The organism is Streptodolium elevatio (genome assembly GCF_053592165.1).
The window spans coordinates 39,817-65,551 of sequence record NZ_JBSFVE010000007.1 but is presented as its reverse complement, the minus strand read 5'-3'; the positions used below and the strand labels follow the sequence as shown (position 1 = coordinate 65,551).

The window sequence follows — 25,735 nt, the reverse complement described above, 5'->3', positions numbered from 1 at the left end:
AGGCCGCCGGGGCTCAACGCGGTACGGTGCGGATCCATACCGCCTCCTCCCCCGGCGCTGCCTCCGCGCTGTCACTGCCGGGCAGAGCCTGGGCGGCGACCAGACCCCGTTCGCTCAGGGTCCGCAGATGCATGCGCACCGCGGTACGGCCCACGCCCGCGTCGCGAGCGATGGCACTCTCGGGAGCAGGTCGGTGCGGCGGCACCGCCTCCAGGACCCGGGTCGGCTCCGGGGCCAGGTTGTCCCAGACCTGGAGCGGGCCCTCCGCCCGCGGCGCCAGGTCGTCGCCGATCACACCGACGTTTTCGATCACTTCGGCGGCGCACGTGACCAACGCGGTCTCCTCCTCGCGCAGGAGCTGGTGCACGCCGGCCGACTGCGGTGCGGTGACGGGACCGGGCACGCCCATGACCACGCGCCCGAGCCGCCGCGCGCGGCGCGCGGTGATGAGCGCGCCGCTGCGTACCGCCGCCTCCACCACGACCGTGCCTCGCGACAACGCGGCGATCACTCTGTTGCGCTCGACGAATCTCACCCGGCTGGGTGAACACCCCGGTGGCAGCTCGCTCACCAGAGTCCCGGTCTCCGCGATCCGGGCCAACAGGCGCTCGTGGCCGCGCGGGTACGCGACGTCCACTCCGCAGGCCAGCACGGCGACGGTCGGGCCGCCGCAGGCGAGGCTGCCCCGGTGTGCGGCGCCGTCGATGCCGTACGCCCCGCCCGACACCACCGTCCACTTGCCGTCGGCGAGCCCCCCGGTCAACTCGTGCGTGACATACGTGCCGTAGTCGGTGCACGCCCGCGACCCCACCACCGCGACCGAGCGCAGCACGGCATGCCGCAGACGGACCGGGCCGCGCTCCCACAGCCCGACCGGACGCGCGTCCCCCAGGTCGTCCAGCTGCGTCGGCCAGTGCCGGTCGCCGGGGATCACGAATCTGCCGCCGATGCGCGTCAGGGTCGCCAGGTCGTCGGCCGCCGAGGGGCCGCCGAGCCGGACCCGGTAGCCGTCCGGGTCGCGTCTGCGGAACTCGGTGGGCAGCGGCCCGTCGGCCTGCAGAACGCGCAGCACCTCGTGCGGGCCGTGCACCCGCAGGGCCGCACCCAGCGCACTGTCGCCCGGTTCGCCGAGGCGGCACAGCGCCGCCCTGGCCACGTGCTCCTCGTCCACTACGCCTCCCCGGCAAAGTCGAACTCCGGGTCGTGCAGCTCCCGGTCGACGTCCATCGTGGCGAGCTGGGCCAGCGTCGCCTGGGCCATGTCGGTCGTGATGCGGCCAGCACGCGCCGCATGCCCGAGACCACCAAGGCCGCCAGAACCACCGCTGCGACCGGTACGCCCGGTGTGCTCGGCGTCCCCGACCGGCTCGACTGCCGCCGCTGCGCCGCGGCGTACCCCGGTGCGGAACTCCAGGGCGGTGTCGACGTCGGCCATCGCCGGCCGGTCCCGCCCGCGCAGGTCGGCGATGGTCCAGGCGACCCGCAGCACCCGGTCGAGGCCGCGGGCGGTCAGCATGCCGCGCTCGAGGTCGCGCGCTGCCGTGGCCAAGGCGTCCGGCTCGGTGGACCATTGGGTACGCAGCTCGCGGCCCGGCACCTCGGCGTTGGTGGTCCACGGCGTGCCCTCGAACCGGTGCGCCGCGCGATCCCGTGCCTCCCGCACCCGGGCCGCGACGACCTTGGTGGACTCACCCGTACCCTCGGGCTCCAGCAGTTCGGCACGCGAGACGGGGTCGACGGTGACCCGCACGTCGATGCGGTCCAGCAGGGGCCCGGACAGCCGCGCGAGGTATTTCGACCGCATCGCCGCCGAGCACGTGCAGTCCAGCCCCTTGCCCGCGAAGCGCCCGCACGGGCACGGATTGGCCGCCAGCACGAGCAGGAAGCGGGCCGGGAAGCGCAGCGTGCCCGCGCTGCGGGCGACCGTGACCGTGCCGCCTTCCAACGGCTGCCGCAACGCGTCCAGCGCCCGGCTGCTGAACTCCGGCGCTTCGTCCAAAAACAGGACGCCATGATGCGCCAAGGAGACGGCTCCGGGGCGCGGGAGGCCGTTGCCGCCGCCGACGAGGCTGGGCATGGTCGCCGAGTGGTGCGGAGCGCAAAACGGCGGCTCCTTGACGAGCGGGCGGTCGGGCGGGAGGGTGCCCGCGACCGAGTGCACGGCGCTGACCTCCAGGGCGGCGGCCGTGCCGAGTGGCGGCAGCAGGCCGGGCAGGCGCTCGGCCAGCATCGTCTTGCCCGCCCCCGGCGGCCCCAGCAGGTACAGGTGGTGCCCGCCCGCGGCGCACACCTCCAGGGCGCGCCGCGCCCGGGCCTGCCCGGCGACCTCGGCGAGGTCCGGCGCCGGTACGCCGGGCACGCTCGGCCCGCTGACCAGCATCGGTCCGACCGTGTCGGGGTCGGGGCCGGGCCGGGTGGCGAGCAAGGGCTCGTCGGGCACGGGCTGCCCGCGCAGCACCGCGAGCAGGTGGCGCAGCGAGCGCACGCCGAGGACGGAGACATCCGGCACGAGGCGGGCCTCGACCGCCACCGACTCCGGCACGACGACGCGGCGGCAGTCGGCCGCGGCGGCCGCCATGACGGCTGGGAGGATGCCGCGTACCGGTCGGACGCGGCCGTCCAGCCCCACTTCGCCGACCATCACGAGATCGGTGAGCCGGTCGGGGTCGAGCTTGCCGTTGGCCGCGACGATCGCGCAGGCCACCGCGAGGTCGAAGCCGCTGCCGGTCTTGGGCACGGTCGCCGGCGACAGGCCCACCGTGATGCGCCTCGGCGGCCACTCCTCGTCGCTGTTGACGAGTGCGGCGCGCACGCGGTCGCGGGACTCGCTGACGCTCTTGTCGGGCAGCCCGACCAGGTTGAAGACCGCGAGCCCCGGCTCGATGTCGGCCTGCACCTCGACCAGGACGCCGTCGACGCCGAGCAGGGTGACCGAGCGGGTACGGGCGAACGCCATGTCAGCACGCACCCTTCACGTGCTCGAACAGGGCCGCGCCGCGCACCGCCGGGATCACCGAGACCAGGTCGATCCGCACCTCGCAGTCCGCCCGCACCAGGTGCGGATGGGCCGCGATCCAGTGCTCGGCCAGGACTCTCAGCCGGGCGGCCTTGTCGGGGCGGACCGCGGCGCACGGGTGCTCGAAGCCGGGTGAGCTGCGGGTCTTCACCTCGCAGACGACCAGGACCGGTCCGTCCAGCGCGACCAGGTCGAGTTCGCCCGCCGCGCACCGCCAGTTGCGGTCCAGGACGACCAGGCCCGCCTCGACCAGGCGGCGCTCGGCCACCCGCTCGCCGTACCCGCCCACGGCGGTGTTCCGGGGAGCCCTTCCCGACGGCCCGGCTCCCGGGACCTTCGCCTTGCCGGTCATGCGACCACCTCCGCCCCCGACCCTGCCGGGCCCGGGGGCGGAGGCGCCTCTTCAAGATCACCAGCCTGTGGAAAACCCCGCCCTGTGGACGGGGCTTCCCCCATTCGGCCGCTTGCGGTCCGCCGCCATCGCGATTAACGGCGGCCCCGCAGCGCCCGCGACCACGCCCCGTAGCCGTCGCCGTGGCCGTCGCCGTAGCCGTGGCTGTAGCCGCAGCCCGTGGCCAAAGTCGCGGGCGCCCGCGGCTACGTTCCGAAGCCTTCGTTGCCCGAAGGCATCTCCAGGTCGCTCTTCGTCAGCTCCTCGACGTTGACGTCTTTGAAGGTCAAAACCCTGACGTTCTTCACAAAACGGGCGGGCCGATACATGTCCCAGACCCACGCGTCCGCCATGGCGAGCTCGAAGAACACCTCGCCGTCGGCCGAGCGCACATGCAGCTCGTACTGGTTCGTGAGATAGAAGCGCCGCTCCGTCTCGATGACGTACTTGAAGAGGCCGACGACATCGCGGTACTCGCGGTAGAGCTGAAGCTCCATCTCGGTCTCGTACTTTTCGAGATCCTCCGCACTCATGCGCGCCCCTCGCTCCTGCGCTTCGCTGTCGTTCCCATTGTGTACCGGGCTCCGGTCCACACTCGCGCGGTACCGCTCAGTTCCACCACTCGAACGGCTCGTCCACCAGTTCTCCGGCCAAAAACCCGGGCAGCAGCGCAGGGAGCCGTCCGGGGTAGAAGTGCATCGGACTGGTGACGATCTCCTCAAGGGTCCACCACCGCGCGCCCACGTACTCGTCGACCTCCTCCTCGGTCCAGCCGTGCGCGTCGATCTCGGGCGCCTCGGCGTCCACCCTGGCAGCCACGACGTACTCATGCTGCACCCGACGGTACGTCCCACGCGTCCACGTCGAACTCCGCCGCCACAACGGCGCCCCGATCGCCTCGGGAGCCAGCCGCAGGCCGGTCTCCTCCGCGATCTCCCGCACCGCCGCGTCGACGTACGTCTCCCCCGGGTCCAGCCCGCCGCCCGGCAGGTCCCACCACTCGTCCGGCGTGCTGGCCGACACCTGGTTGTGGAACAGCAGGATGCGGTCCGAGGCGTCCAGCAGGACCACCCGCACGGCCTTGCGGACCAGGTCTACCCGCAGGTCGGGCGGGTAGTCGGGGACCGGATGAGGCGAGGCCTCCGGCCACGGGTTGAGGTGTCCCGCCGGATGCGGGACGGCGGCGTTCGATGTCATCTGCCGATTGTGCCCCCACAGGACGGACAAGAGGCCGGAATTCGCACTGGCGTGCGAATTCCGGCCTCATCACGTCCGCGACAGCGGTCAGGCAGGCGGCGCACCCGCCGCCGCGTCCGACCGCCGCGACTCGACCCAGCGCCGCCGCCACAGCAGCAGTGGCACGGCCCCCGCGGCCCCCAGCGCCATCGGCGCGGCCGACGACGCCAGGCCCTTCTGGTCGAACGTGTCCGGGACACCCAGCCAGTGGATACGCCCCAGCGGCCAGATCACCGTGAACGCGCGCCCGATGACCTGGTCCTTGTCGACCGTGGCCGCTTCCGCGTCGCCGCCGCTCAGCTCGTAGTGCGCCCGCGAGTCACGCGAGTTGCTGCGGTTGTCACCCATCACCCAGATGCGGCCCTTGGGGACGGTCACCTTGAACGGCTTGTCCGACGGCAGCACGCCCGGCTTCAGGTACGTCTCGTTCAGCGGCACGCCGTTGACCAGGATGCGGTTCTGGTCGTCACAGCACTCGACCGTGTCGCCGCCCACCCCGATCACGCGCTTGATCAGGTCCTTCTCGTTGGTCGACGGCATCAGGCCCACAAACGACAGGCCCTTTTGCAGCCCGCGCACGAACCCGTTGCTCGACTGCTCCGGCTCGCCCTCGAGCCAGCCGCCCGGGTCCTTGAACACGACGACCTCGCCGCGCTCCGGCTCGGCGCCGAACCACGGCGTGAGCTTGTCGACGAGCACCCGGTCGCCGACCTTGATGGTGTCCTCCATCGACTCCGACGGAATCGAGAACGCCTGCACCAGGAAGGTCTTGATGATCAGTGCGAGAACCAGCGCGATGCCCAGCAGCAAAGGCAGTTCACGCCAGAACGAGCCCTTCTTCGGGGGCTTCTTGGCCTTCTTCGCCTTGGCCGGCTCGTCCTGCGTGTCGGCCTCGCGGGCGGCCGTGGCGCCACCCGCCGCGTCCGAGCCGGGCGTACCCGGAGCAACCGGCGGTACGGGGGGCACGTGCGGGACCGGTGCGACCGGCACCTCGTGGGGCGGCGCGGGCCCGTCCGATGGCGGCCCGCCCGGGGCACCTCCGTCCGGCGCGGTCCCGGGATGCGGTACGGACGGCCCCGCGGAGTCGGAGTCAGGCACCGGAGCACCGTTCGACGACGCGCCGCCCGGCGGCCCGTCGTCCTCCTGCGGATCGTGCGGACGCGGCTCCCCGGGCCGGCGGCCCGACTCGTCGTCCCCACCTGCGGACCGTGCTCCGACCACGACTTCCCCCACGGCGCCTCCTCGTACCTGTGACGGCGTCGTCCGGCGTGCCGGCGCGCTGCCATCCGTCCATCGTCATGCTTCTCGTATCGGCACGCATCACGTGCCGGGTAGGCGCGCCTGGAAGTCCCGGTCCCGCGGCCGCGAGCGTACACGCCGACGGACCAGGATCACCGGAACGGCACCCGCCACCCCCATAACGACCGGGACCGTCGGGAGAACCGCAGCTGTATTGCCAGGATTGGTAAATTTCCCAGCACCCTCGAACGTCTTCGGGACCGGCAGTCCGCGCCATCTGCTCACCGGCCACGCGACCGTGAAAGCCCGCCCGACCACGTCGTTCTCGGAGATCGTGCCCTGGTACGGACGGTCCTGGTGGGCGCGGGAGTCGGAGGAGTCGCCGCGGTGGTCGCCCATCACCCACAGCCGCCCCTTCGGCACCTTGACCGAGAACGGCAGGTTCGACGGGGCGTCGCCGGGATAGACGTACGGCTCGTCCAGCGGCACGCCGTTCACCGTCACGCGTCCCGTCGCGTCGCAGCACGCCACCGTGTCGCCGCCGACCCCGATGACCCGCTTGATGAGGTCTTGCTCGTCGTCCGACGGCAACAGTCCCACAAAGACCATGGCCTGCTTGAGCTGCTTCACACCGGGCGGCGGGTCGGACTTCTGCTTCCGGCTGAGCCAGCCGCCCGGGTCCTTGAAGACGACGACCTCGCCGCGCTGCGGCTTCGCGCCGAACCACGGCGTGAACTTGTCGACGAGCACCCGGTCGCCGATGCCGATCGTCGTCTGCATCGAACCCGAAGGGATGAAGAACGCCTGTACGAAGAAGGTCTTGATGACCAGCGCGAGTATCACCGCCACCACGACCAGCAACGGCAGTTCGCGCAGCAGCGACACCGGACGGTCCTTGCGGCGCCAGCGCCGCCGGGGAGTGCGCCCGCGCGCGGCGGCGCGGCCGCGGTAGGGCTCCCGCGCCGCGCCGGGCGACACCGCGCGCAATTGGGCCGTCGCCTCGGGGTCCGGAGATGTCGGGGCGATGCCGGCGACCTCGGGCTCGGCGGACGCGGAATCCGCGGGGCGCGGAATCGCGCCTTCGTGGGGCCTGACAGCGGAAGGACCACCCGTACGAGGGACACCGCCCGGGACTCCGTCGCGCGCAACCCCGTTGCGAGGCACCGAGGACGGCCCGGGCGGCGCCGACCCGGCAGCCGTCGCCCCGGGCTCCGCCGGTCCGGCCTCCGTCGCCCCCGTCCGCTCGCGCCCACCCGAAAACCGTGACTCGCGGGGCTTTCCCCGCTTACCCACGGCCCGGGACCAACGCGGGCTCCTGCCGACCGATGCCGGGCTGCGAGAACGTCGAAGGCCGGTCGACCCCGCCCATCCGACCGAAGGGCCAGATGATCCAGTCCACCCGCCCGACGACGCGGTCCTCGGGGACGAAGCCGCCACCCGGAGCGGCAATGTGTTCGCGTGAATCGGCGGAATTGGCACGGTGGTCGCCCATGACCCACAACTCGCCCTTGGGCACGATCACATTGAAGGGCATCGCCGAGGGCACGTTGCCGGGATAGAGGTAGCCGGTCTCGTCGAGCGGCACACCGTTGACCGTCACACGCCCTTGTGCATCGCAGCAGATGACGTGGTCGCCGCCGACACCGATGACGCGTTTGACGAAGTCGGTCTCGTCGGAGTCGCCGAACCCGAACATCGAGCCGACGCCCTCGAACGCCTTGCCGAACGGGTTCGAGGAATGGCCCTTGCCCTCGTCGGTGAAGATGCCGGTTCCGTCGAACACCACGACGTCACCGCGCTGCGGCCGGTCGCCGAAGGTGTACGCGAGCTTGTTGACGAGAACGCGGTCGCCGACTTCAAGCGTGTGCTCCATGGAACCGCTGGGGATCACGAACGGCTGCGCGACGTAGGAGTGCAGCACGACGACGACCAGCAGGCCGAACGCGAGCATGAGCGGCAGCTCTACCCAGGCGGGCAGCCGTCTGCGTCGGCCCTCGGCTTCGTCGTCCTCGTCCTCGTCGGTGTCGTCGTCCGCCTCGTGTTCGGGGGCGGTAGGCCGTACGTCGTCCGCGGTCCGGCGCTTGGCACCTGGCGGGACGGTCTTCTCGGGAGCGGGCGCGGAAGCGGGCGCGTCGGTCGAAGGCGCCTTGGAGAGAACGACCTTGGGCGCGGCCGCCTTCGTGGCGCCGTCCGGCCCGGCCGGAGCCGCCGAACGCCCAGGTGTGGCGGGCCGCGCGGCGCGAAGCTGCGCGGTGCGGTCGACAACATGCGTCCCGTCAGCGGGGTCGGTGCCGCCCGCCTCGGAGGGTTTGGAGGGCTTGGAAGTCTTGGGCCGAACCGACGCACCGGCAGACGCCGACGGTCCGGCACCGCCGTCACCCGTTCGTGGGGCAGTTCGTGAAGCAGTTCGTGGGCCCGCCGCGGGACGCCGGTCGGCACCCGGCGTACGACGAGGCGGCGCGTCATCCGCGTCGCCGGGGGCACGCGGACCGCGTTCCGTGCCCGGCGCCCCGGACTTGTCCTCGGTCTTGGCCGAATCCTCCGGGGACACCCGGGAATCCGCATCAGCGGCCCCGGACTTCCCGGGCTTGGGCGGCGACTTCGTACGCTCGGCGGCGGACGCGGCCCCCTTCTCCGGTGTCTCACCGGCGCCCGATGCCGGGGTCTGATCGGCAGCCTTGTGCGAACCCGAGGGGGACGTACGGGAATCCGCTTCCGAAGCCGCCGAATCGGTGGCGGCCGCGAATGCCGAACCGCCAAGCTGCCCGGGCCTGGGAGCACGCAGCCGCACTGTACGGTCGCCGGCACCCGCCGCATCGCCGCTGTCGGACTTGCGGTCGGCTGTCTGCTTGGTGGGACGGGTCGCCCCCGCGGGTCGAGGCGCGCGCAGTTGCACGGTGCGGTCGACGGGCTCCACGGTCTCGACGGGATTGGCCTCGTCACCTGTGCCGGGCTTGTCACCGCGACTTGGCTTGCCGCCTGGCGTCTGCTTCGCGGGCGACTTCGCACCCTCGTCGCCGGCGGCGGCCTTGCCGGTCGACTCCCCGCCGCCACCGGCAGCGGGCGGCGGAAGGGCCCGCAACTGAGCGGTGCGTTCACCGGCGCGCGGCGACCGGGGAGCTTCGCCCGGCGCTGGGACGGCTTCGCCCGCCGCCTCGGCCTCGGCGTCCGCGGCGTCGGCAGTCCGCCTCCTGGCCGCGGTTGCCGCCGACTTCTTGTTCGGCGCGGACCGGCCGGCGGGCGTCGGGGGTGGGGCACCCGGTGCGGGGCGCGCGGCGCGCAGTTGGGCGGTGCCGTCGGGGCCGTCGGGGCCGGAGTCGGCGGGCGGCGGCTCACCCGTCCGCGGGGCCGGGGGCTCTTGGGCATGCGTCGGCCGCGGCTCCGCGCGCTCCTCGGAGGGAGCGCCGGTGGAGGTGTCCACCGTGGAGCCGCGGCCGGTGTCCGGTGTGGCGGGTCGCGGGGTCTTCCCCGTGTCGACCGTGCGCGCTGCTTCGTCCATTGCGAAGGAGCCTAACGGGCAGGTCGGCCCGCCTACTCGGGACTAGACCGTGGTACGGCCGGCGGCGTCGCGCTTCTCCTTGATCTTCGCGGCCTTGCCGCGCAGGTCACGCATGTAGTACAGCTTCGCGCGGCGGACGTCGCCGCGGGTCACGACCTCGATCTTCTCGATCACCGGCGTGTGCACCGGGAAGGTGCGCTCGACGCCGACGTTGTAGCTGACCTTGCGGACCGTGAAGGTCTCGCGGACGCCGGCGCCCTGGCGACGGAGCACGAAGCCCTGGAAGACCTGGACGCGGGACTTGTTGCCTTCGATGACGCGGACGTGCACCTTGAGGGTGTCGCCGGCCCGGAAGGCCGGGATGTCGTCGCGCAGGGAGGCTGCGTCGAGGCCGTCGATGATGTTGGCCATGGTGGCGTCGCTTTCTCGCGGGTGCCACAGGTCACCCACGGCATGTCGTGGTGTCTACGAAGAGAGGGCCGTCGACCTTCGCGGTGGTACTCCCCCTGTGGCAGGGGCACCCCCGGCGCCCCCGCGGTTGGAGCGCGGCGCCGGATCAGGTCGTACGGCAACAGCTGTTCAGTCTGCCACAGGGGTGGCGTCCGGAGAAAACCGGCCGTCCCGCTCCGTCCACCCGAGGGCCGCCAAAGCGGCCCGGTCGTGCTTGTCGACGTCCCCGGACGTTAGGCGTTCCAGCAGGTCAGGGCGGTTTTCCGCGGTCCGGCGCAGGGCCTGGTCGCGGCGCCACCGGGCAATCGCGCCGTGGTTCCCGGACAGCAGTACGGGCGGCACCTCGCGCCCCCGCCACTCGGCCGGCTTCGTGTAGACCGGCCCTTCGAGCAGGTTCGCCATGGCCCCCGGCGCGAACGAGTCGTCGCGTACCGACTCCGCGTTGCCCAGCACGCCGGGCAGCAGCCGGGCGACGGCCTCGACCATCACCAGGACGGCGACCTCGCCGCCCGCGAGCACGTAGTCGCCGATGGAGACCTCGTCCACGCGCATCCGCGTGGCGGCGTCCTCGATGACCCGGCGGTCGATGCCCTCGTAGCGCGCGGGGGCGAAGAGCAGCCAGGGCTCGGAAGCGAGTTCGACGGCAAGCTCCTGCGTGAACGGCCGCCCCGACGGCGTCGGCACGATCAACCGCGGCACCCCCTCGCCGTCCGGCGGCGCGACCGCTTCGAGTGCGGCCGCCCACGGCTCGGGCTTCATGACCATGCCCGGGCCGCCGCCGTAAGGCGTGTCGTCGACCGTGCGGTGCACGTCGTGGGCCTGGTCGCGCAGTTGGTGCAGGCGTACGTCCAGCAGCCCCTTCGCCCGCGCCTTGCCGACCAGCGAGACGTCGAGCGGCGCCAGGTACTCCGGGAAGATCGAGACGACGTCGATCCTCATGACCGGGGCTCCGCGCCCGGTTCCCCGCCCGGTTCCCCATCCGAGTCGCCCTCGTCGCCGTCGGGGGTGTCACCGTCCGCGGCGTCGCCGTCGCGCGAGGACGCCACCTCCGCCTCGTCCGGGTCGATCAGCCCCGGCGGCGGTGTGACCACGAGCCGCTGCTCCTCGAGGTCGATCTCGGGCACGATCTCCTCGACGAACGGCACCATGACCTCGCGCCCGTCCGGCCGCACGACGATGAGCAGGTCCTGCGACGGAAGGTGCGCGATCTCGCGTACCTCGCCGATCTCGGTCCCGTCGGCCAGCACGACGTCCAGCCCGACGAGCTGGTGGTCGTAGAACTCCTCGGGGTCCTCCGGGAGTTCGTCGGGGTCGATCTCCGCGATGAGGAGCACGTTGCGCAGCGCCTCGGCGGCGGTCCGGTCCGCGACGCCCTCGAACGACAGCAGCAGCCGTCCGCTGTGCACCTTGCCCGCGGCGATGGTCAGCGGCCCCGCGGACGGCGGGTCGGTCATCAGCACCGCGCCCGGCGCGAGCCGCAATTCCGGCTCGTCCGTGCGCACCTCGACGCTGACCTGTCCCCGGATGCCGTGGGCCCGGCCGATGCGGGCAACCACCAACTGCACTGTTATCTCCTCAACGGGGCACTTCGCGGAGCGGCACGCGGGCGAAGCGATTCACGGGCGAAGCGAAGGGGCCAGGGGAAAAGGACCGGGGAACGAAGGAAAAAGGGCGGCCCTCCACATCGCTTGCACAGATGTGGAGGGCCGCCCATAGCGCTTGACGCGCGCCGGGTGCTTCTTCAGCGCACCTGGTCGACGTCGACGAGGTCGACGCGGACTCCCCGGCCGCCCAGGGCGGTCACGACGGTACGCAGCGCCCGAGCCGTACGCCCACCGCGCCCGATGACCTTGCCCAGGTCGTCGGGGTGGACACGGACCTCAAGGATGCGGCCGCGGCGCAGATTGCGCGCGCGGACCTTCACGTCGTCCGGGTTCTCGACGATGCCCTTGACCAAATGCTCGAGGGCCTCCTCGAGCATGGTCAGCCCTCGCTCGGCGCCGACTCGGCGGCCTCGGCGGCGGGAGCGGCGTCGGCCGCGGGGGCCTCGGCCTTCTTCTCCTTCTTCGCCTTCGGCGTGGTGGCGCCGTCCTTCGGCTCGTCCGCGGCTTCCTTGGCGGCAGCCTCGAACAGGGTCTTCTTGTCGGTCTTCGGCGCGGCGACCTTCAGCGCGTTCTCCGGAGCCGGCAGGCCCTTGTGCTTCTGCCAGTCGCCGGTGAGCTTGAGGAGCACGGCGACCGCGTCGGTCGGCTGGGCGCCGACGCCGAGCCAGTACTGCGCCCGGTCGGAGTCGACCTCGATACGCGAGGGGTTCTCCATCGGGTGGTAGATACCGATCTCCTCGATCGCGCGACCGTCACGCTTGGTGCGGGCGTCGGCGACGACGATGCGGTAGTGCGGGCTCCGGATCTTGCCCAGGCGCTTCAGCTTGATCTTGACTGCCACGAGAGTGGTGTCTCCTGCATCTTGACGTGGGTGAGCGACCGCGTCGTCACGTGGGGACATGCGACCGGCCGGTCAGTGGACACGAAGTCATGCGGAGAGAGGGTCCGACGATGCTCCGGGTACTCAGCGGGCCATTCTGCCAGACATGCCGCCGGGATCCCAAACCGCGCCGACCCCCTCACCCCCGCGGCCCGGGTCAGTAGGCGCGGGCCAGGATCGCCACGTTGCCGGCCTGGTCCTCGGCGTCCGGCACCCCGCCGTCGGCGGTCACCAGGCAGCGCACCGAGACGCCCTGCTCGGCGAGCTTCGCCTCGCCCTCGGCCCCGAGGTCGGCCCACGGCATGCGCGCCCACCCGGTGGACGCGGCCTCGACCGCCTCGCCGATCGAGGTGACGTCGGCGGTACGCGCGACGCGGCGCTCACGCGACTGCGCGAGCAGCAGCGCCTGGTCCTCGTCCAGCACGGTCGCGACCGTCTCGACGACCGTGTCGAGCGCCACCGGGCTCTTGCCGCCCGCGATCCGGCGGGCCAGCATCGCGGTGCCGCCCTCCAGGTCGCGCGGCCCGATCTCGAGCCGGATCGGCACGCCCTTGAGCTCCCAGTCGACCGCGCGGCGGCCGAAGGGGGTGTCCGTCTTGTCGTCCACGACGACGCGTACCCCGGCGGCCTTGAGGCGGTCGCCGAGCGCCCGCACCGCGTCGACCACCGCGTCGTCGCCCTTGATGGCCATGACCACGACCTGGACCGGGGCGAGGCGCGGCGGGACGCGCAGGCCGTTGTCGTCGCCGTGGCTCATGATGAGGCCGCCGACCATGCGGGTGCTGGCGCCCCACGAGGTCTGCCAGACGTACTCGCGCTCGCCGGTGTCCGCCAGGTACTGCGTGTTGAAGGCCTTGGCGAAGTTCTGCCCGAGCTCGTGCGACGTGCCCATCTGGAGGGCCTTGCCGTCGCCCATCATGCCTTCGAGCGTCAGGGTGTTGATGGCGCCCGCGAAACGCTCGCGCGCGGTCTTCCGGCCGAGCACGACGTCGATGGCGAGCACGTTGCGCATGAAGTCGTCGTACACGTGGCGGTGGATGCGTGTGGCGTACGCACGCGCGTCCTCGTACGTGGCGTGCGCGGTGTGGCCTTCCTGCCACAGGAACTCGGTCGTCCGCAGGAAGATGCGCGGCCGAAGCTCCCAACGCACCACGTTTGCCCACTGGTTGATGAGCAGCGGCAGGTCGCGGTACGACTGCACCCACTTCGAGAAGTACTCGTTGATGATCGTCTCGGACGTCGGCCGTACCACGACCGGCTCCTCCAGCTGCTTGCCGCCGCCGTGCGTGACGACCGCCAGTTCGGGGCTGAAGCCCTCGACGTGCTCGGCCTCGCGCGTGAGGTAGTTCTCCGGGATGAACATCGGGAAGTACGCGTTCTGCGCCCCGGCGTCCTTGATACGGGCGTCGACCTCGGACTGCATCCGCTCCCACAGCGAGTAGCCGTACGGTCGGATGACCATGGTGCCGCGCACCGGCCCGTTGTCCGCCAGTTCGGCCTTGCCGATCAGGTCCTGGTACCAGCGCGGAAAGTCGTCCGCCTGGGGGGTGAGGATGGGAGCCTTTGCCATGAGGCCACATGGTACGGGCATCCCGACCGCCGTCCGAACCCGATGGCCCGCGCGGCTCAGCCGAGCCCCGGCCACTCCTCCGCGGTCATCGCGAACCGCTCGTGGTCGCGCCACGCGCCGTTGATGTGGATCATGCGCGGCGAGAAACCCTCGTGCCGGAACCCGAGCCGTTTGGCGAGCGCGATCGAACGCTCGTTGCCCGGCTGCACGTTGACCTCCAACCGGTGCAGCTCCAGCCCGCCTCGCGAGGCGGGGGCGAAGCAGCGGTTCACGACCAGGGCGAGGCCCTCGCTCATGCGGCCGGTCCCGGCGTACGGCAGGTACGCGTCGTAGCCGATCGTCGCGTTGCGGAACCCGCCGCGCACGATGTTGGCGACGTTGATCTTGCCCGCGAGGCCGCCGTCCGCGAGGTCGACGACGAAGAACGTGCGCATCGTCGCGCCCTGGGCCGCGAGGATCTCCGGGAACCCGTCGGGCCGCGCCGGGTTCCACGCGGTGATGTGCTCCATCGACCGCAGGACCGCGGCCCGGTACGCGGCCGCGTCCTCGTCCCGCACCGGCCTGATCCCGACCCGGTAGCCCGGACGCGTGTAGGCGGTCGTCACGTGACGCCGCCGCCCGGGACGGGAAGTACGGGGAGTGCCATGGCCGTCGTCCGGACTACTTCAGGTAGTCCTCGAAGCCCTTCGGGAGTTCGAAGTCCGACGGGTCCGCGGCGCCGTCGCCCGGCAGCTGGAAGGCACTGGCGGCACGCTCCTCGCGGCGCTGCGCCGCGGCGAGCTCCTCCTGCTTGCGCTTCATCGGGTTGCCCGACTGGCGCTTGCCCTTGGCCTGCTTGGGTGCCTTGCCCTTCTTGCGGGCACCGCCGCCGCCGGGCATGCCCGGCATCCCGGGGAAGCCGCCGCCGCGCGCCATCGACGTCATCATCTTGCGGGCCTCGAAGAACCGCTCGATGAGGTTGTTGACCTCGGTGACCGTGCAGCCGGAGCCCTTGGCGATACGCGCGCGGCGCGACCCGTTGACGATCTTCGGGTCGTCGCGCTCGCCGGGGGTCATCGACTTGATGATGGCCGCGACCCGGTCGAGGTCGCGGTCGTCGATGCTGTCGATCTGCTCCTTCATCTGCCCCATGCCGGGCAGCATGCCGAGCAGCTTGGAGATGGACCCCATCTTCTTGACCTGCTCCATTTGCTGGAGGAAGTCGTCGAGGGTGAAGTCCTTGCCGCCCTTCTGGATCTTCTCGGCGGCCTTGAGCGCGAGGTCGGCGTCGTACTTCTGCTCGGCCATCTCGATGAGGCTGAGCATGTCGCCCATGCCGAGGATGCGCGACGCCATGCGGTCCGGGTGGAACGCGTCGAAGTCGTCGAGCTTCTCGCCGTTGGAGGCGAACATGACCTGGCGGCCGGTCACCTGGGCGACGGACAGCGCGGCACCGCCGCGCGCGTCGCCGTCGAGCTTGGAGAGCACCACGCCGTCGAAGCCGACGCCGTCGAGGAACGCCTGCGCGGTGGTGACCGCGTCCTGGCCGATCATCGCGTCGACGACGAACAGGATCTCGTCCGGGCTCACCGCGTCGCGGATGTCCGCGGCCTGCTGCATCATCTCGGCGTCGATGCCGAGGCGGCCGGCGGTGTCGACGACGACCACGTCGTACTGCTTCTCGCGGGCGTACTCGATCGAGTCGCGGGCGACCTTGACCGGGTCGCCGACGCCGTTGCCGGGCTCCGGAGCGTAGACCGCGACGCCCGCCCGCTCGGCCACGACGCTGAGCTGGTTGACCGCGTTGGGCCGCTGGAGGTCGCACGCGACCAGCAGCGGCGAGTGCTTCTGGGTCTTGAGCCACTTGCCGAGCTTCCCGGCGAGGGTGGTCTTGCCCGCGCCCTGGAGGCCGGCGAGCATGATCACGGTCGGCGCGGTCTTCGCGAAACGCAGCCGCCGCGTCTCGCCGCCGAGGATGCGGACCAGTTCCTCGTTGACGATCTTGACGATCTGCTGCGCGGGGTTCAGCGCCTGCGACACCTCGGCACCGCGCGCCCGCTCCTTGACGTGCGCCACGAACTCGCGCACGACGGGCAGCGCCACGTCGGCCTCGAGCAGCGCGACCCGGATCTCCCGGGCGGTGGCGTCGATGTCGGCCTCGGAGAGGCGACCCTTGCCACGGAGGTTCTTGAAGGTCGCTGCGAGGCGGTCGGAAAGAGTGTCGAACACGTCGGCAGAGGTCCTTCGTCGCGAGAGTTGGGTTGCGGTCCGCTCCAGCCTACCCGGGGACCGCTCGGGAACGTCCCGAGCGGTCCGGCCGATTCCGGCCGGGTGCCCGGCCCGCGGTCAGGCCAGGGCTTTCTCCAGGCTCTTGGCCAACTGCCGGGCCGCGTCGGCGGCCAGCGGCTCCCCGTCGCCGCCCACCACGTAGAACGCGTCGACCGCGTCCGCGCCGTGCGTGCTCACGCGCGCCTGCCGCACGCTCACGTGGGCGTCGGCGAGGGCCTTGCCGATGCGGTGCAGCAGGCCCGGCCCGTCGTGGGCGCGCACCTCCAGAACAGTGGCCGTCTCGGACGCGCCGTGCACGACCTCCACGCGCGGGGGCGCGGGGGTGGTGCCGCGCCGGGGCGCGTACGCCGCCTCGCGCCGAGCGAGCTTGCCCGCCACGTCGAGCCCGCCGTCCAGCGCGCGCCGCACGTCCTCGCGGACCGCGGCGGGGTCGGGCAGGGACCCGAACTCGGTCTCGACGGTCCACACCGTGATGGCCCTGCCGTCCACGACGTCGGCGACCGCCGAGCGCACGGTGAGCCGGTGCAGGGCCAGCACGCCCGCGGCGAGCGACAGCAGCCCGACCCGGTCCGGTGCCGCGACGGTGACCTCGGCGCCGTACGACAGCGGTTCCAGCGTGACCGCGAAGCCGCCCGCGCCGGCCCGTTCGAACTGCTCGGCCAGGCGTACCCGCGCGGTGTCGATCGGCTGCCCGACCGCCGCCGGACGGCCGACCAGCACCGCCCGCGCCCGCGCGACCAGGTCGCGGCACAGCGCGTCCCGCCAGTCGCTCCAGGCGGCCGGGCCGGTCGCGGCGGCGTCCGCCTCGGTGAGGGCGTGCAGCAGCTCCAGCGTCTCCACACTGCCGATGGCCTCGGCGAACGCCGAGACCGTGACCGGGTCGTCCAGGTCGCGGCGGGTCGCGGTGTCGACGAGCAGCAGGTGGTGCCGGACCAGGGTGGCGATGACGTCGACGTCGTCCTTGGGGAACCCCATGCGGGCGGCCGCCTCGCGGGCGATGACCTCGCCGCTGACGCTGTGGTCGCCCGGCCAGCCTTTACCGACGTCGTGCAGCAGCGCGGCCACCAGCAGCAGGTCGGGCCGCGACACGCGGCGGGTGTGCGCGGCGGCCTGGATGGCCGCCTCGACGAGGTGGCGGTCGACGGTGAAGCGGTGCACGGCGTTGCGCTGCGGGCGGCAGCGCACCCGCTCCCAGTCCGGCAGCAGCCGGGTGACCAGGCGCTTGGACTCCATCGCCTCCCACACCGGGAGCGCGCTGCGGCCGGCGCCGAGCAGGGCTACGAAGGATTCGCGCACCGCGGGCGGCCACGGGTCGGGCATCGGGGGGCTCTCCACGGACAGCCGCTCGACCGCGTGTCGGGACAGCGGGAGCCCGGCCTGTGCGGCGGCCGCGGCGGCGCGCAGCAGCAGCCCGGCATCGCGCGAGGGGTTGGCGCCGTGGGCGAGGACGGCCTCGCCGCCGTGCTCGACGACGCCCTCGGCGAGCGGACGGCGCTCGGGGCCGGACGTGCGCCCGCGCAGGACCCGGCGCACGGGTCCGACGCGCGCCGCCAGCACGCGGTTGACCTCGCGCCAGGTGACGTCGAAGGCGTACGACAGGGCGCGCGCCGACTCGGAGACGCGCCGCAGCAGGGTGTCCGCGTCCAGCAGTCCCAGGCCGCGGGCGACGGCGTCCTGCTCCTGCAGCAGCAGGCGGTCCCCGGCCCGGCCGGTGGCCAGATGCAGCGCGTCGCGTACGTCGAGCAGCGTCGCGCGGGCGCTGTCCACCTCCTCGTGCGGCGCGTCGGCGATCCACGAGGCGGCGACGGCGCGCAGTGCGGCCGCGTCGCGCAGCCCGCCGCGGGCCTCCTTGAGGTCCGGTTCGAGGAGGAAGGCCAGCTCGCCGAACTTCTCGGCGCGCTCGTCGCAGGACTCCAGGAGCTCGGGCAGCCGCTTGGGGGCGTTGGTGCGCCAGGCGGTCAGGGCCGCGGTGCGGACCTGACCGGTCAGTTCGACGTCGCCGGCGATGTGCCGGGCGTCCAGCAGGCCGAGGTGTACACGCAGGTCGTCGTCGGCCGCGCGGCGTGCCTCGTCGGGGGTGCGTACGGAGTGGTCGAGGGGCACGCCCGCGTCCCACACGGGGTACCAGACGGAGTCGGCGAGGGCGGCGATGTCGCGGCGGCCGTCGTGCAGCAGCACGACGTCGAGGTCGCTGCCGGGCGACAGTTCGCGTCGGCCGTAGCCGCCGACCGCGACGAGTGCCACGCCCGGCGGGGCTCCTCCGGCCTCGTCCAGGAGGCCGACGAGCCAGCGGTCGGCCAGCACGGCGTGCGCGCGGCGCCGCTCCCGGCCGGTCTGCGCCTCGGCGCCGAGCAGTTCCTCGCGGTCGCGGGTGTAGCGGACGGTCGACGGGCGGGGTTCCACGACGGGCGGCCCTCCTTGTCGGTGACGGCCCTGATCACCGTAGGTCATGTGCGGTGATCGCTCTCGGTGCTGGGCCGAGGCAGTCGGTGTGCTTCGGCCGACTCGGTCTTCGACGACGCAAGCCCGCCCGCCTGGTGGGCGGTGCGGGCTCGCGTCGCGTTGCGTGCGCTGTCTTGCACGGTCGGACCGGGGTGGCCTAGAGGGCTTCCGGACCGCGTTCACCGGTGCGGACCCGGACGACGCTGTCGACCGGAACCACCCAGGCCTTGCCGTCGCCGATCTTGCCGGTGCGGGCGGCCTTGACGATGACCTCGAGCAGTTCCTCGGCGTCCTCGTCCTCGGTGACGACCTCGATGCGGACCTTGGGGACCAGGTCGACCTGGTACTCCGCGCCCCGGTAGACCTCGGTGTGGCCGCGCTGCCGGCCGTAGCCGCTGGCCTCGGTCACGGTGAGGCCGTGCACCCCGTACGCCTGGAGGGCGTTCTTCACGTCGTCGAGCCGGTGGGGCTTGACGACGGCGGTGATGAGCTTCACGCGTCCACCTTCGTCTCGGTCGTCTCGGTCGCGATACCGGCGCCGGCGCCGACGGTCGCGCTCGGGCGCCCGACCGAGCCGCCCAGGCTCGCGAAGTCGTAGCCGGTCTCGGCGTGCTCGACCTGGTCGATGCCGTTGACCTCGTCGTCCTCGGAGACCCGGAAGCCGATGGTCTTCTGGATCAGCACCGCGATCACGTACGTGGCGACGAAGGAGTACGCGAGCACCGCACCGACCGCGGTGAGCTGCTTCACGAGCTGCTCGGTGCCGCCGCCGTAGAAGAGGCCTTCGGCGTCGCTCTGGATCTTGCCGGTGGCCAGCAGGCCGGGCGCGATCGAGCCGACGATGCCGCCGACCAGGTGGACGCCGACGACGTCGAGCGAGTCGTCGTAGCCGAGCTTGTACTTGAGGCCGACCGCCCAGGCGCAGACCGCACCGGCGACGATGCCGAGCGCGATCGAGCCCATCGGGCTGAGCGCACCACACGCGGGGGTGATGGCGACCAGGCCGGCGACCGCGCCGGACGCGGCGCCCAGCGTGGTGAAGTGGCCGTCGCGGATCTTCTCCAGGGCGAGCCACCCCAGGACCGCGGCCGCGGTGCAGATCTGCGTGTTGATCGCGGCACGTGCGGTGACCCCGTCGGCGCCGAGCCACGAGCCCGCGTTGAAGCCGAACCAGCCGAACCACAGCAGGCCGCAGCCGAGCATCACGAACGGCAGGTTGTGCGGGCGCATCGGGTCGCGCTTGAAGCCGACCCGCTTGCCGACCACGAGGACCAGGGCCAGTGCCGCGATACCCGCGTTGATGTGCACCGCGGTGCCACCCGCGAAGTCGATGACGCCCTTCTTGAACAGCCAGCCGTCCGCGGCCCACACCCAGTGCGCGACCGGGAAGTAGACGATGGTGACCCACAGGGCCACGAAGACCGCCCACGAGACGAACTTGACGCGGTCCGCGACCGCGCCGCTGATCAGTGCGGGCGTGATGATCGCGAACATCAGCTGGAAGATCGCGAAAGCGGTGACGGGGACCGTGTAGCCGTCCCACAGCTCGCTGAGTCCGATGTCGCGCATGCCGTACCAGTCGAGGTTGCCGACCAGTCCGCCGAAGGCGTCCGTGCTGAACGCCATCGAGAACCCGTAAAGCACCCACAGCACGGTCACGACGGCCAGGCAGATGAAGGACATCATCAGCATGTTGAGGACGCTCTTCACGCGGACCATGCCGCCGTAGAAGAACGCCAGCCCGGGCGTCATGAGCATGACCAGTGCGGCGCTCAGGAGTACGAAAGCGGTGTTACCCGTGTCCATACTCTGCCTCTCTTCTCCGTGCCCCGGCCGACCCCCGGGGCTCATGGGAAGGAGCTTCGAGCCGTGAGGTTTCACGGCGTGTCGCCGCGTGTTTCGCACGCGTGACGGTTCTCGCACGAGTGTTTCGGGGACGTGAACGCCTGCGCACGGCCGGATGCGGAGGCCCGGTTCGGCTCCGGAGGGCCCTCGGTGGCGCGGTCGGCGGTGCGGCGGAGGGTACGGACGGCTTCACGCGTACGCGTGCGTATGGAATGACATCGCGTCAGATCCGCCCGCCGAAGCCTAATCGTTACTGGTCAGACGGGATGCGAAAACTCCCACCGGACGGTTGGTAAAGCCTCGACGGGGCGGTGAGACGGATCACCCGAATGCATTGACATTGATCGCACTCACTGCCGTAATTAATCACCGCGCTTAACTGACGGGCCGTCATGGCACGTGTCACCAACCGGAATCGCCCCGTCACCCGGCGCGCGGCCGACGCGACGCACCCCGAGGGGTGCCACGCCGGCACACAGTTCCACAGCCCCGAAATCCTTCCACACCGTCAGCCGACCAGACCTGCGAGAGGGGGTGACGCCGTCGTGTTGCGCCTGCTCGGTCGCAAGGTCCTTCATCTGATACCGGTGTTGTTCCTTGTCACGCTCGCCACCACCGCGATGCCGGACATCATGAAGCTCGGCGATTCGTCCGCAACTCCGGTGGCGCCCTTGCTCACCGCCGACATGACACCTGCGGATGTCAAGGCGCTTGAGCACGACTACGGATTCGACCAGCCGCTGTTCGAGCGCTACGCGCGATGGGTGGGCAACGCCCTCCAAGGCGACCTCGGTACGACGCTGCTCAGCAAGCAACCCGTGATGGACGGGATCAAGGAGCGGTACCCGGTCACGCTGGAGCTCGCGCTGGTCGCGCTGCTGCTCGCGCTGGCGGTGGCCGTCCCGCTGGGCGTCTGGTCCGCGGCCAAGGCGGGCCGCCTGCCCGACAAGATCCTGGGCGGCGTTTCGTCCGGCCTCCTGGCCATCCCGCCGTTCATCAGTTCGATTCTGCTGGTCTACCTGTTCGCGGCCCCCGGAACTCTCGGCCAGGTCTTCCCGAACCAGGGCTGGGAATACGCCTCGGACTCGCTATCGGGCAACATCGAGTATCTGATGCTGCCCGCGATCGTCCTGGCGCTCGCGGAGATCCCACAGTTCCAACGCCTGTTGCGCAGCGACATGCTGGCCACGCTGCAAGAGGACTACATCCTGACGGCGAAGTCCAAAGGGATGTCGTCACCGTACGTCTTGTTCAGACACGCGCTCAGGCCGTCGTCCTTCTCGCTGATCACCATCTCCGGCCTGACCCTCGGCCGCCTCATCGGCGGCACGGTCATCGTGGAGGTCTACTTCAGCATCCCGGGCCTCGGCAAGAACGTCGTCGACGCGATCACGAGCAACGAGGTCGTGGTCGTCCAGGGCACGGTCGTCGTCATCGCGGTCGGCTACGTCCTTCTGAACACGCTGGTCGACATCGCGTACATGCTGATCGACCCGAGAGTGAGGGCGCGATGAGCCTCGTCGAAACCGAGAACAGCCTCGGCCTGACCGATCCGGGCGTCGAGACGCCGGGCGAGGCCGCGGCCGAACGCAAGGGCAAGAAGAAGAAGGCAGGGCTGCTGTGGTGGTTCGCCATCACCTGGCTCTCCCTGGTCGTCCTGATGGTGATCATCGCGGACTTCCTGCCCGCCGCGTACGACCGGCCGATCGGCGACTCCAACCTGTCGCCCTTCCAGGCGTGGCCGGAGTTCCTGGGCACCGACTACCTGGGCCGCAGCACCCTGTCGCGCATCGCGGCGGGCGCCCGGACCTCGTTGATCGTGTCCACGCTCCCGATCGTCAGCGGCGTCGTCATCGGCGGCCTGCTCGGCCTCACCGCGGCGTACTTCCGCGGCATGGCCGAGACCGTGATCGACATCTTCGCGGACGCGCTGCTGGCCTTCCCGCCGCTGCTGCTCCTGCTCATGCTGTCCTCGGTGCTCAAGCCGCCGAGCGTGTGGACCATCACCCTGGGCCTCTCGGTGCTGACCATCCCCGGCTTCTACCGCCTCACCAAGGCCAACGCGATCGCGCAGTCCAAGCGCGAGTACGTGGTGGTGGCCAAGGCGATGGGGGCGAAGCCCGGGCGGATCATGTTCAAGGAGCTCATGCCGAACACCGTCGCGACGATCATGTCGTACGCGGTGATCGTCATGGCGATCATGATCGTCGCGGAAGGCTCGCTGTCGTTCCTCGGCGTCGGTGTCCCCGACCCCGAGCCGAGCTGGGGCGGCATGGTCTACAAGGCGAAGGACTCCCTCGAGGACTACCCCGCCCAGGTGTTCGTCCCCTGTGGCGTGCTCTTCCTGACGGTGTTCTCCCTCAATGTCATCGGCGACCGCCTGCGGGCGAAGTTCGATGTGCGCGACTCCAACCTGTAGTCGGCGCCTCTAGTCAGCCACAGACCCAAGTCTCGACAACGGGACTGTATTCATGGAGCGATTCATGGAACGGAACAAGGACGCACCTGCGTCGGATGTCCCGCTGCTGGAGGTGCAGGACCTCAAGGTTCACCTCAACACCCCGCGCGGCGTTCTCAAGGCGGTCGACGGTGCGTCGTTCCGCATCGGGAAGGGTGAGACCCTGGGCCTGGTCGGCGAGTCCGGCTCCGGCAAGTCGATGCTCGTACGCGCGCTCATGGGCATCAGCCCGGCGATCGCGAAGATCAGCGGCAGCGTGAAACTGGACGGCACCGAACTGGTGGGTATTCCGCGCAAGCAGGCGCGGAAGACCTGGGGCAACGACATCGCCATGGTGTTCCAGGACCCCATGACCTCGCTCAACCCGGTGGTGCTGATCGAGCGTCAGCTCACCGAGTCGATGCGCGAGCACATGGACATCTCCCGGGCGGACGCCAAGACCCGCGCGGTGGATCTCCTCAAGCTGGTCGGCATCCCCGAGCCGGAGAAGCGCGCCAAGCAGTACCCGCACCAGCTCTCCGGCGGCATGCGCCAGCGCGTGACCATCGCGATGGCCCTCGCGTGCGACCCGGAGCTGCTCATCGCGGACGAGGCCACCACGGCACTCGACGTGACCGTGCAACGGCAGATCCTGGACCTCCTGCAGGAGATCCAGGCGGACCGAGGCATGGGCATGATCCTGGTGAGCCACGACCTCGGCGTCGTGGCCGGGCGTACCGACGAGATCGCGGTCATGTACGCAGGCCGCATGGTGGAGCACTCCCCCACCGAGGAGCTGTTCCAGCACCGCAAGCACCAGTACACCGAGGCCCTGCTCGCCGCGGTGCCGCGCCTGGACGTCCCGAAGGCCCAGCGGCCCAAGCCCATTCCGGGCACGCCGCCGGACCTGGTGACGTTCAAGGGCGGATGCGCTTTCGCGGCACGCTGTGCGGCGTCCGACGACAAGTGCGCGACCGAGCAGCCGCCGATGATCTCGAACGGCAACGCGCGGCACCTGTTCGCGTGCCACCACCCTGTCGGGGGCGGGGCGGCCGAGGCCGAGGCGTCCGACGACGCCGCGGCGAAGGCCGACACGAGTCTGACCAAGGAGGTCTCGGCATGACCGCCGGAACCCTGGACGGCGTGGCGCCCGCGCCCGCCCCCAACGAGGACGACGTCCTGCTCACCGTGACGGACCTGGTCCAGCGCTTCCGGGTGCCGGGCGGCGTCATGAACGCGGTGGCGGGCGTCGGCTTCGAACTCAAGCGCGGCCGTACGCTCGGCCTCGTCGGCGAGTCCGGCTGCGGCAAGTCGACGCTCGCCCGGGCGATCCTCCAGCTCACCAAGCCCACCGCCGGCTCCGTGCTGTTCGACGGGCAGGAGCTGACCAAGCTCAACAAGGAAGCGCTGCGCGTCATGCGCCGCCGCATCCAGATGGTGTTCCAGGACCCGATCTCGGCGCTCAACCCGCGCCGCAAGATCAAGGACATCGTCGGCGAGGGCCTGGTCATCGCCGGGGTGCCCAAGGAGGAGGTCGAGCCCCGGGTCGCCGCGATGCTGCGCAAGGTCGGCCTCGACCCGGACCTGGTCTCCGAGCGCCGCCCGCACCAGTTCTCGGGCGGCCAGTGCCAGCGCATCGCCATCGCGCGGGCCATGGTGGTCAACCCCGACCTGCTGATCTGCGACGAGCCGGTCGCCTCGCTAGACGTGTCGGTCCAGGCGCAGGTCCTGGACCTGCTGGACGAGATGAAGGCGTCGACCGGGGTGTCGATGATCTTCGTGGCGCACGACCTCGCGGTGGTCCGCAACATCAGCGACGACGTCGCGGTGATGTACCTGGGGACGATCTGCGAGACCGGGGACACGGACGCGATCTACGACTCTCCGGCGCACCCGTACACGCGGGCGCTCCTCGACGCCGTCCCGGCGCCGAACCCCGGCGCCCAGCACTCGGGCCCGGCGCTCAAGGGCGAGATCCCGTCGCCGATGAACCCGCCGAGCGGCTGCCGGTTCCGGACCCGCTGCCCGCTCGCGTCGCCGCGCTGCGGCACCGAGGTCCCGCAGCTGCGCGAGGTGGCCCCGGGCCACCGGGTGGCCTGCCACTACCCGCTGGTCGGGGACGTGGCACCGGAGCTGGTCGAGCTCTCCGCCACGGTGGAGGACACGGCGCCGGAGCCGGCCGAGGACACTCCCGAGGCGACGACGGAGACGACGGCCGAGACGACGGCCGAGGCGGCAAAGACGGAGGTGTCGAAGACCGAGGCGTCGAAGACCGAGGCGGGCCCCGAGGTGGAGACCGCCACGGAGACCGCGAGCGGGACGAAGTCCGAGGCCGTTGACGCCGACGCTGCCGACGACGCCCCGAAGGCGGCGGAGGAGCCGGCCGCGAAGGCGGACGGCGAGGCCGCGGCGGAGACGGACGAGAAGGCGACCGAAGCCACTGGCGAAGCCGCTGACGAGGAGTCCCCGGAAGCGGCCGAGAAGGCTTCCGACCCGCCGGGCAAGTCCGACTCACCGAAAGCCTCCTGACGCCGAGTCAGGACGCCGCTCGACCGCAAGACCGCACCACTGAAGCTGTAACCGCAACATCACCAGCGTGCCGCCGGGCCGCCGGGGCCTTCGGGCCCGGCGGCCCGGCGGACGGCTTTTCCGGGGTGGGGGACGAATCACCTCCAACCCCACGGAAGCCCATACGCGGACTGTAACGGCGTTATATGGGATGCGTCACGTACGCCCCGCCCGGCCTCCCGACAGTCCGTACGACCACCGCAGCACGATCGCAACACCACCGCAGCGCCGCAGCGCCACCGCGGTTGCCCGCCAAGGCAGTTCCGCCCGACCAGCGGCACACACCTCGGG

General features: G+C 71.4%; 23 protein-coding genes. 4 read left to right on the top strand and 19 right to left on the bottom strand.

Annotation, left to right across the window (positions count from 1 at the left end):
- Positions 1-13 precede the first annotated feature (13 nt).
- From dprA to ACWD12_RS15180, 19 genes are all read right to left on the bottom strand, one after another.
- On the bottom strand, positions 14-1,171 hold the full coding sequence (gene dprA / locus ACWD12_RS15270; protein ID WP_450099923.1) for a DNA-processing protein DprA: 1,158 nt from the start codon (positions 1,169-1,171) through the stop codon (positions 14-16).
- Positions 1,171-2,955, bottom strand: a complete 1,785-nt coding sequence (locus ACWD12_RS15265) for a YifB family Mg chelatase-like AAA ATPase (RefSeq protein ID WP_450099922.1) — start codon at positions 2,953-2,955, stop codon at positions 1,171-1,173. The genes dprA and ACWD12_RS15265 overlap by 1 nt, the downstream gene beginning before the upstream one ends.
- A 1-nt stretch (position 2,956) precedes the next feature.
- The gene (locus ACWD12_RS15260) at positions 2,957-3,367 is read right to left on the bottom strand and encodes a YraN family protein (protein ID WP_450099921.1); all 411 of its coding nucleotides are present in this window, start codon (positions 3,365-3,367) and stop codon (positions 2,957-2,959) included.
- Positions 3,368-3,612: 245 nt separating this feature from the next.
- Positions 3,613-3,939: a DUF2469 domain-containing protein gene (locus tag ACWD12_RS15255; RefSeq protein WP_345673291.1), complete on the bottom strand. Its 327-nt coding sequence runs from the start codon at positions 3,937-3,939 to the stop codon at positions 3,613-3,615.
- A 76-nt stretch (positions 3,940-4,015) separates the two neighbouring features.
- Positions 4,016-4,603, bottom strand: a complete 588-nt coding sequence (locus ACWD12_RS15250; protein ID WP_358348063.1) for an NUDIX hydrolase — start codon at positions 4,601-4,603, stop codon at positions 4,016-4,018.
- A gap of 87 nt (positions 4,604-4,690) precedes the next feature.
- The gene (gene lepB / locus ACWD12_RS15245; protein WP_450099920.1) at positions 4,691-5,875 is read right to left on the bottom strand and encodes a signal peptidase I; all 1,185 of its coding nucleotides are present in this window, start codon (positions 5,873-5,875) and stop codon (positions 4,691-4,693) included.
- Between the two features lie 87 nt (positions 5,876-5,962).
- Positions 5,963-6,859 carry a signal peptidase I gene (lepB, locus tag ACWD12_RS15240; RefSeq protein ID WP_450099919.1) on the bottom strand — a complete coding sequence of 299 codons (897 nt, stop codon included), beginning with the start codon at positions 6,857-6,859 and terminating at the stop codon, positions 5,963-5,965.
- A gap of 307 nt (positions 6,860-7,166) precedes the next feature.
- The gene (gene lepB / locus ACWD12_RS15235) at positions 7,167-7,832 is read right to left on the bottom strand and encodes a signal peptidase I (protein WP_435838972.1); all 666 of its coding nucleotides are present in this window, start codon (positions 7,830-7,832) and stop codon (positions 7,167-7,169) included.
- Between the two features lie 1,590 nt (positions 7,833-9,422).
- Positions 9,423-9,791 (bottom strand): 50S ribosomal protein L19, encoded by a 369-nt coding sequence (gene rplS, locus ACWD12_RS15230; protein ID WP_358348052.1) that lies wholly within the window; start codon positions 9,789-9,791, stop codon positions 9,423-9,425.
- A 168-nt stretch (positions 9,792-9,959) separates the two neighbouring features.
- On the bottom strand, positions 9,960-10,769 hold the full coding sequence (gene trmD, locus ACWD12_RS15225; RefSeq protein ID WP_358348050.1) for a tRNA (guanosine(37)-N1)-methyltransferase TrmD: 810 nt from the start codon (positions 10,767-10,769) through the stop codon (positions 9,960-9,962).
- Positions 10,766-11,395 (bottom strand): ribosome maturation factor RimM, encoded by a 630-nt coding sequence (gene rimM, locus ACWD12_RS15220; protein ID WP_358348047.1) that lies wholly within the window; start codon positions 11,393-11,395, stop codon positions 10,766-10,768. The genes trmD and rimM overlap by 4 nt, the downstream gene beginning before the upstream one ends.
- A 176-nt stretch (positions 11,396-11,571) precedes the next feature.
- On the bottom strand, positions 11,572-11,811 hold the full coding sequence (locus ACWD12_RS15215) for an RNA-binding protein (protein WP_235052715.1): 240 nt from the start codon (positions 11,809-11,811) through the stop codon (positions 11,572-11,574).
- A 2-nt stretch (positions 11,812-11,813) separates the two neighbouring features.
- A complete protein-coding gene (gene rpsP, locus ACWD12_RS15210) occupies positions 11,814-12,275 on the bottom strand; it encodes a 30S ribosomal protein S16 (RefSeq protein WP_358348044.1) in 462 nt (153 codons plus the stop codon).
- Between the two features lie 196 nt (positions 12,276-12,471).
- Positions 12,472-13,884, bottom strand: a complete 1,413-nt coding sequence (gene proS, locus ACWD12_RS15205; protein WP_358348041.1) for a proline--tRNA ligase — start codon at positions 13,882-13,884, stop codon at positions 12,472-12,474.
- Between the two features lie 56 nt (positions 13,885-13,940).
- A complete protein-coding gene (locus ACWD12_RS15200; RefSeq protein WP_450099918.1) occupies positions 13,941-14,489 on the bottom strand; it encodes a GNAT family N-acetyltransferase in 549 nt (182 codons plus the stop codon).
- Between the two features lie 55 nt (positions 14,490-14,544).
- On the bottom strand, positions 14,545-16,092 hold the full coding sequence (gene ffh / locus ACWD12_RS15195; protein WP_358348036.1) for a signal recognition particle protein: 1,548 nt from the start codon (positions 16,090-16,092) through the stop codon (positions 14,545-14,547).
- Between the two features lie 117 nt (positions 16,093-16,209).
- Positions 16,210-18,603, bottom strand: a complete 2,394-nt coding sequence (locus ACWD12_RS15190) for a [protein-PII] uridylyltransferase (RefSeq protein ID WP_450099917.1) — start codon at positions 18,601-18,603, stop codon at positions 16,210-16,212.
- A gap of 148 nt (positions 18,604-18,751) precedes the next feature.
- Positions 18,752-19,090 carry a P-II family nitrogen regulator gene (locus tag ACWD12_RS15185; RefSeq protein ID WP_358348032.1) on the bottom strand — a complete coding sequence of 113 codons (339 nt, stop codon included), beginning with the start codon at positions 19,088-19,090 and terminating at the stop codon, positions 18,752-18,754.
- The gene (locus ACWD12_RS15180; RefSeq protein ID WP_358348029.1) at positions 19,087-20,400 is read right to left on the bottom strand and encodes an ammonium transporter; all 1,314 of its coding nucleotides are present in this window, start codon (positions 20,398-20,400) and stop codon (positions 19,087-19,089) included. The genes ACWD12_RS15185 and ACWD12_RS15180 overlap by 4 nt, the downstream gene beginning before the upstream one ends.
- A gap of 626 nt (positions 20,401-21,026) precedes the next feature.
- On the opposite strand from ACWD12_RS15180, the gene ACWD12_RS15175 reads away from it, so the two are divergent.
- The 4 genes from ACWD12_RS15175 (at position 21,027) to ACWD12_RS15160 (ending at position 25,405) form a co-directional block, all read left to right on the top strand.
- Entirely contained in the window at positions 21,027-21,953 is a 927-nt protein-coding gene (locus tag ACWD12_RS15175) for an ABC transporter permease (RefSeq protein ID WP_358348026.1), read from the top strand.
- Positions 21,950-22,858, top strand: coding sequence for an ABC transporter permease (locus ACWD12_RS15170; RefSeq protein WP_358348024.1), 909 nt, complete (start codon positions 21,950-21,952; stop codon positions 22,856-22,858). Before ACWD12_RS15175 ends, ACWD12_RS15170 begins: the two co-directional genes overlap by 4 nt.
- Before the next feature lie 64 nt (positions 22,859-22,922).
- Entirely contained in the window at positions 22,923-23,999 is a 1,077-nt protein-coding gene (locus ACWD12_RS15165) for an ABC transporter ATP-binding protein (RefSeq protein WP_450099916.1), read from the top strand.
- Positions 23,996-25,405 (top strand): ABC transporter ATP-binding protein, encoded by a 1,410-nt coding sequence (locus ACWD12_RS15160; protein ID WP_450099915.1) that lies wholly within the window; start codon positions 23,996-23,998, stop codon positions 25,403-25,405. Before ACWD12_RS15165 ends, ACWD12_RS15160 begins: the two co-directional genes overlap by 4 nt.
- Positions 25,406-25,735: the final 330 nt, after the last annotated feature.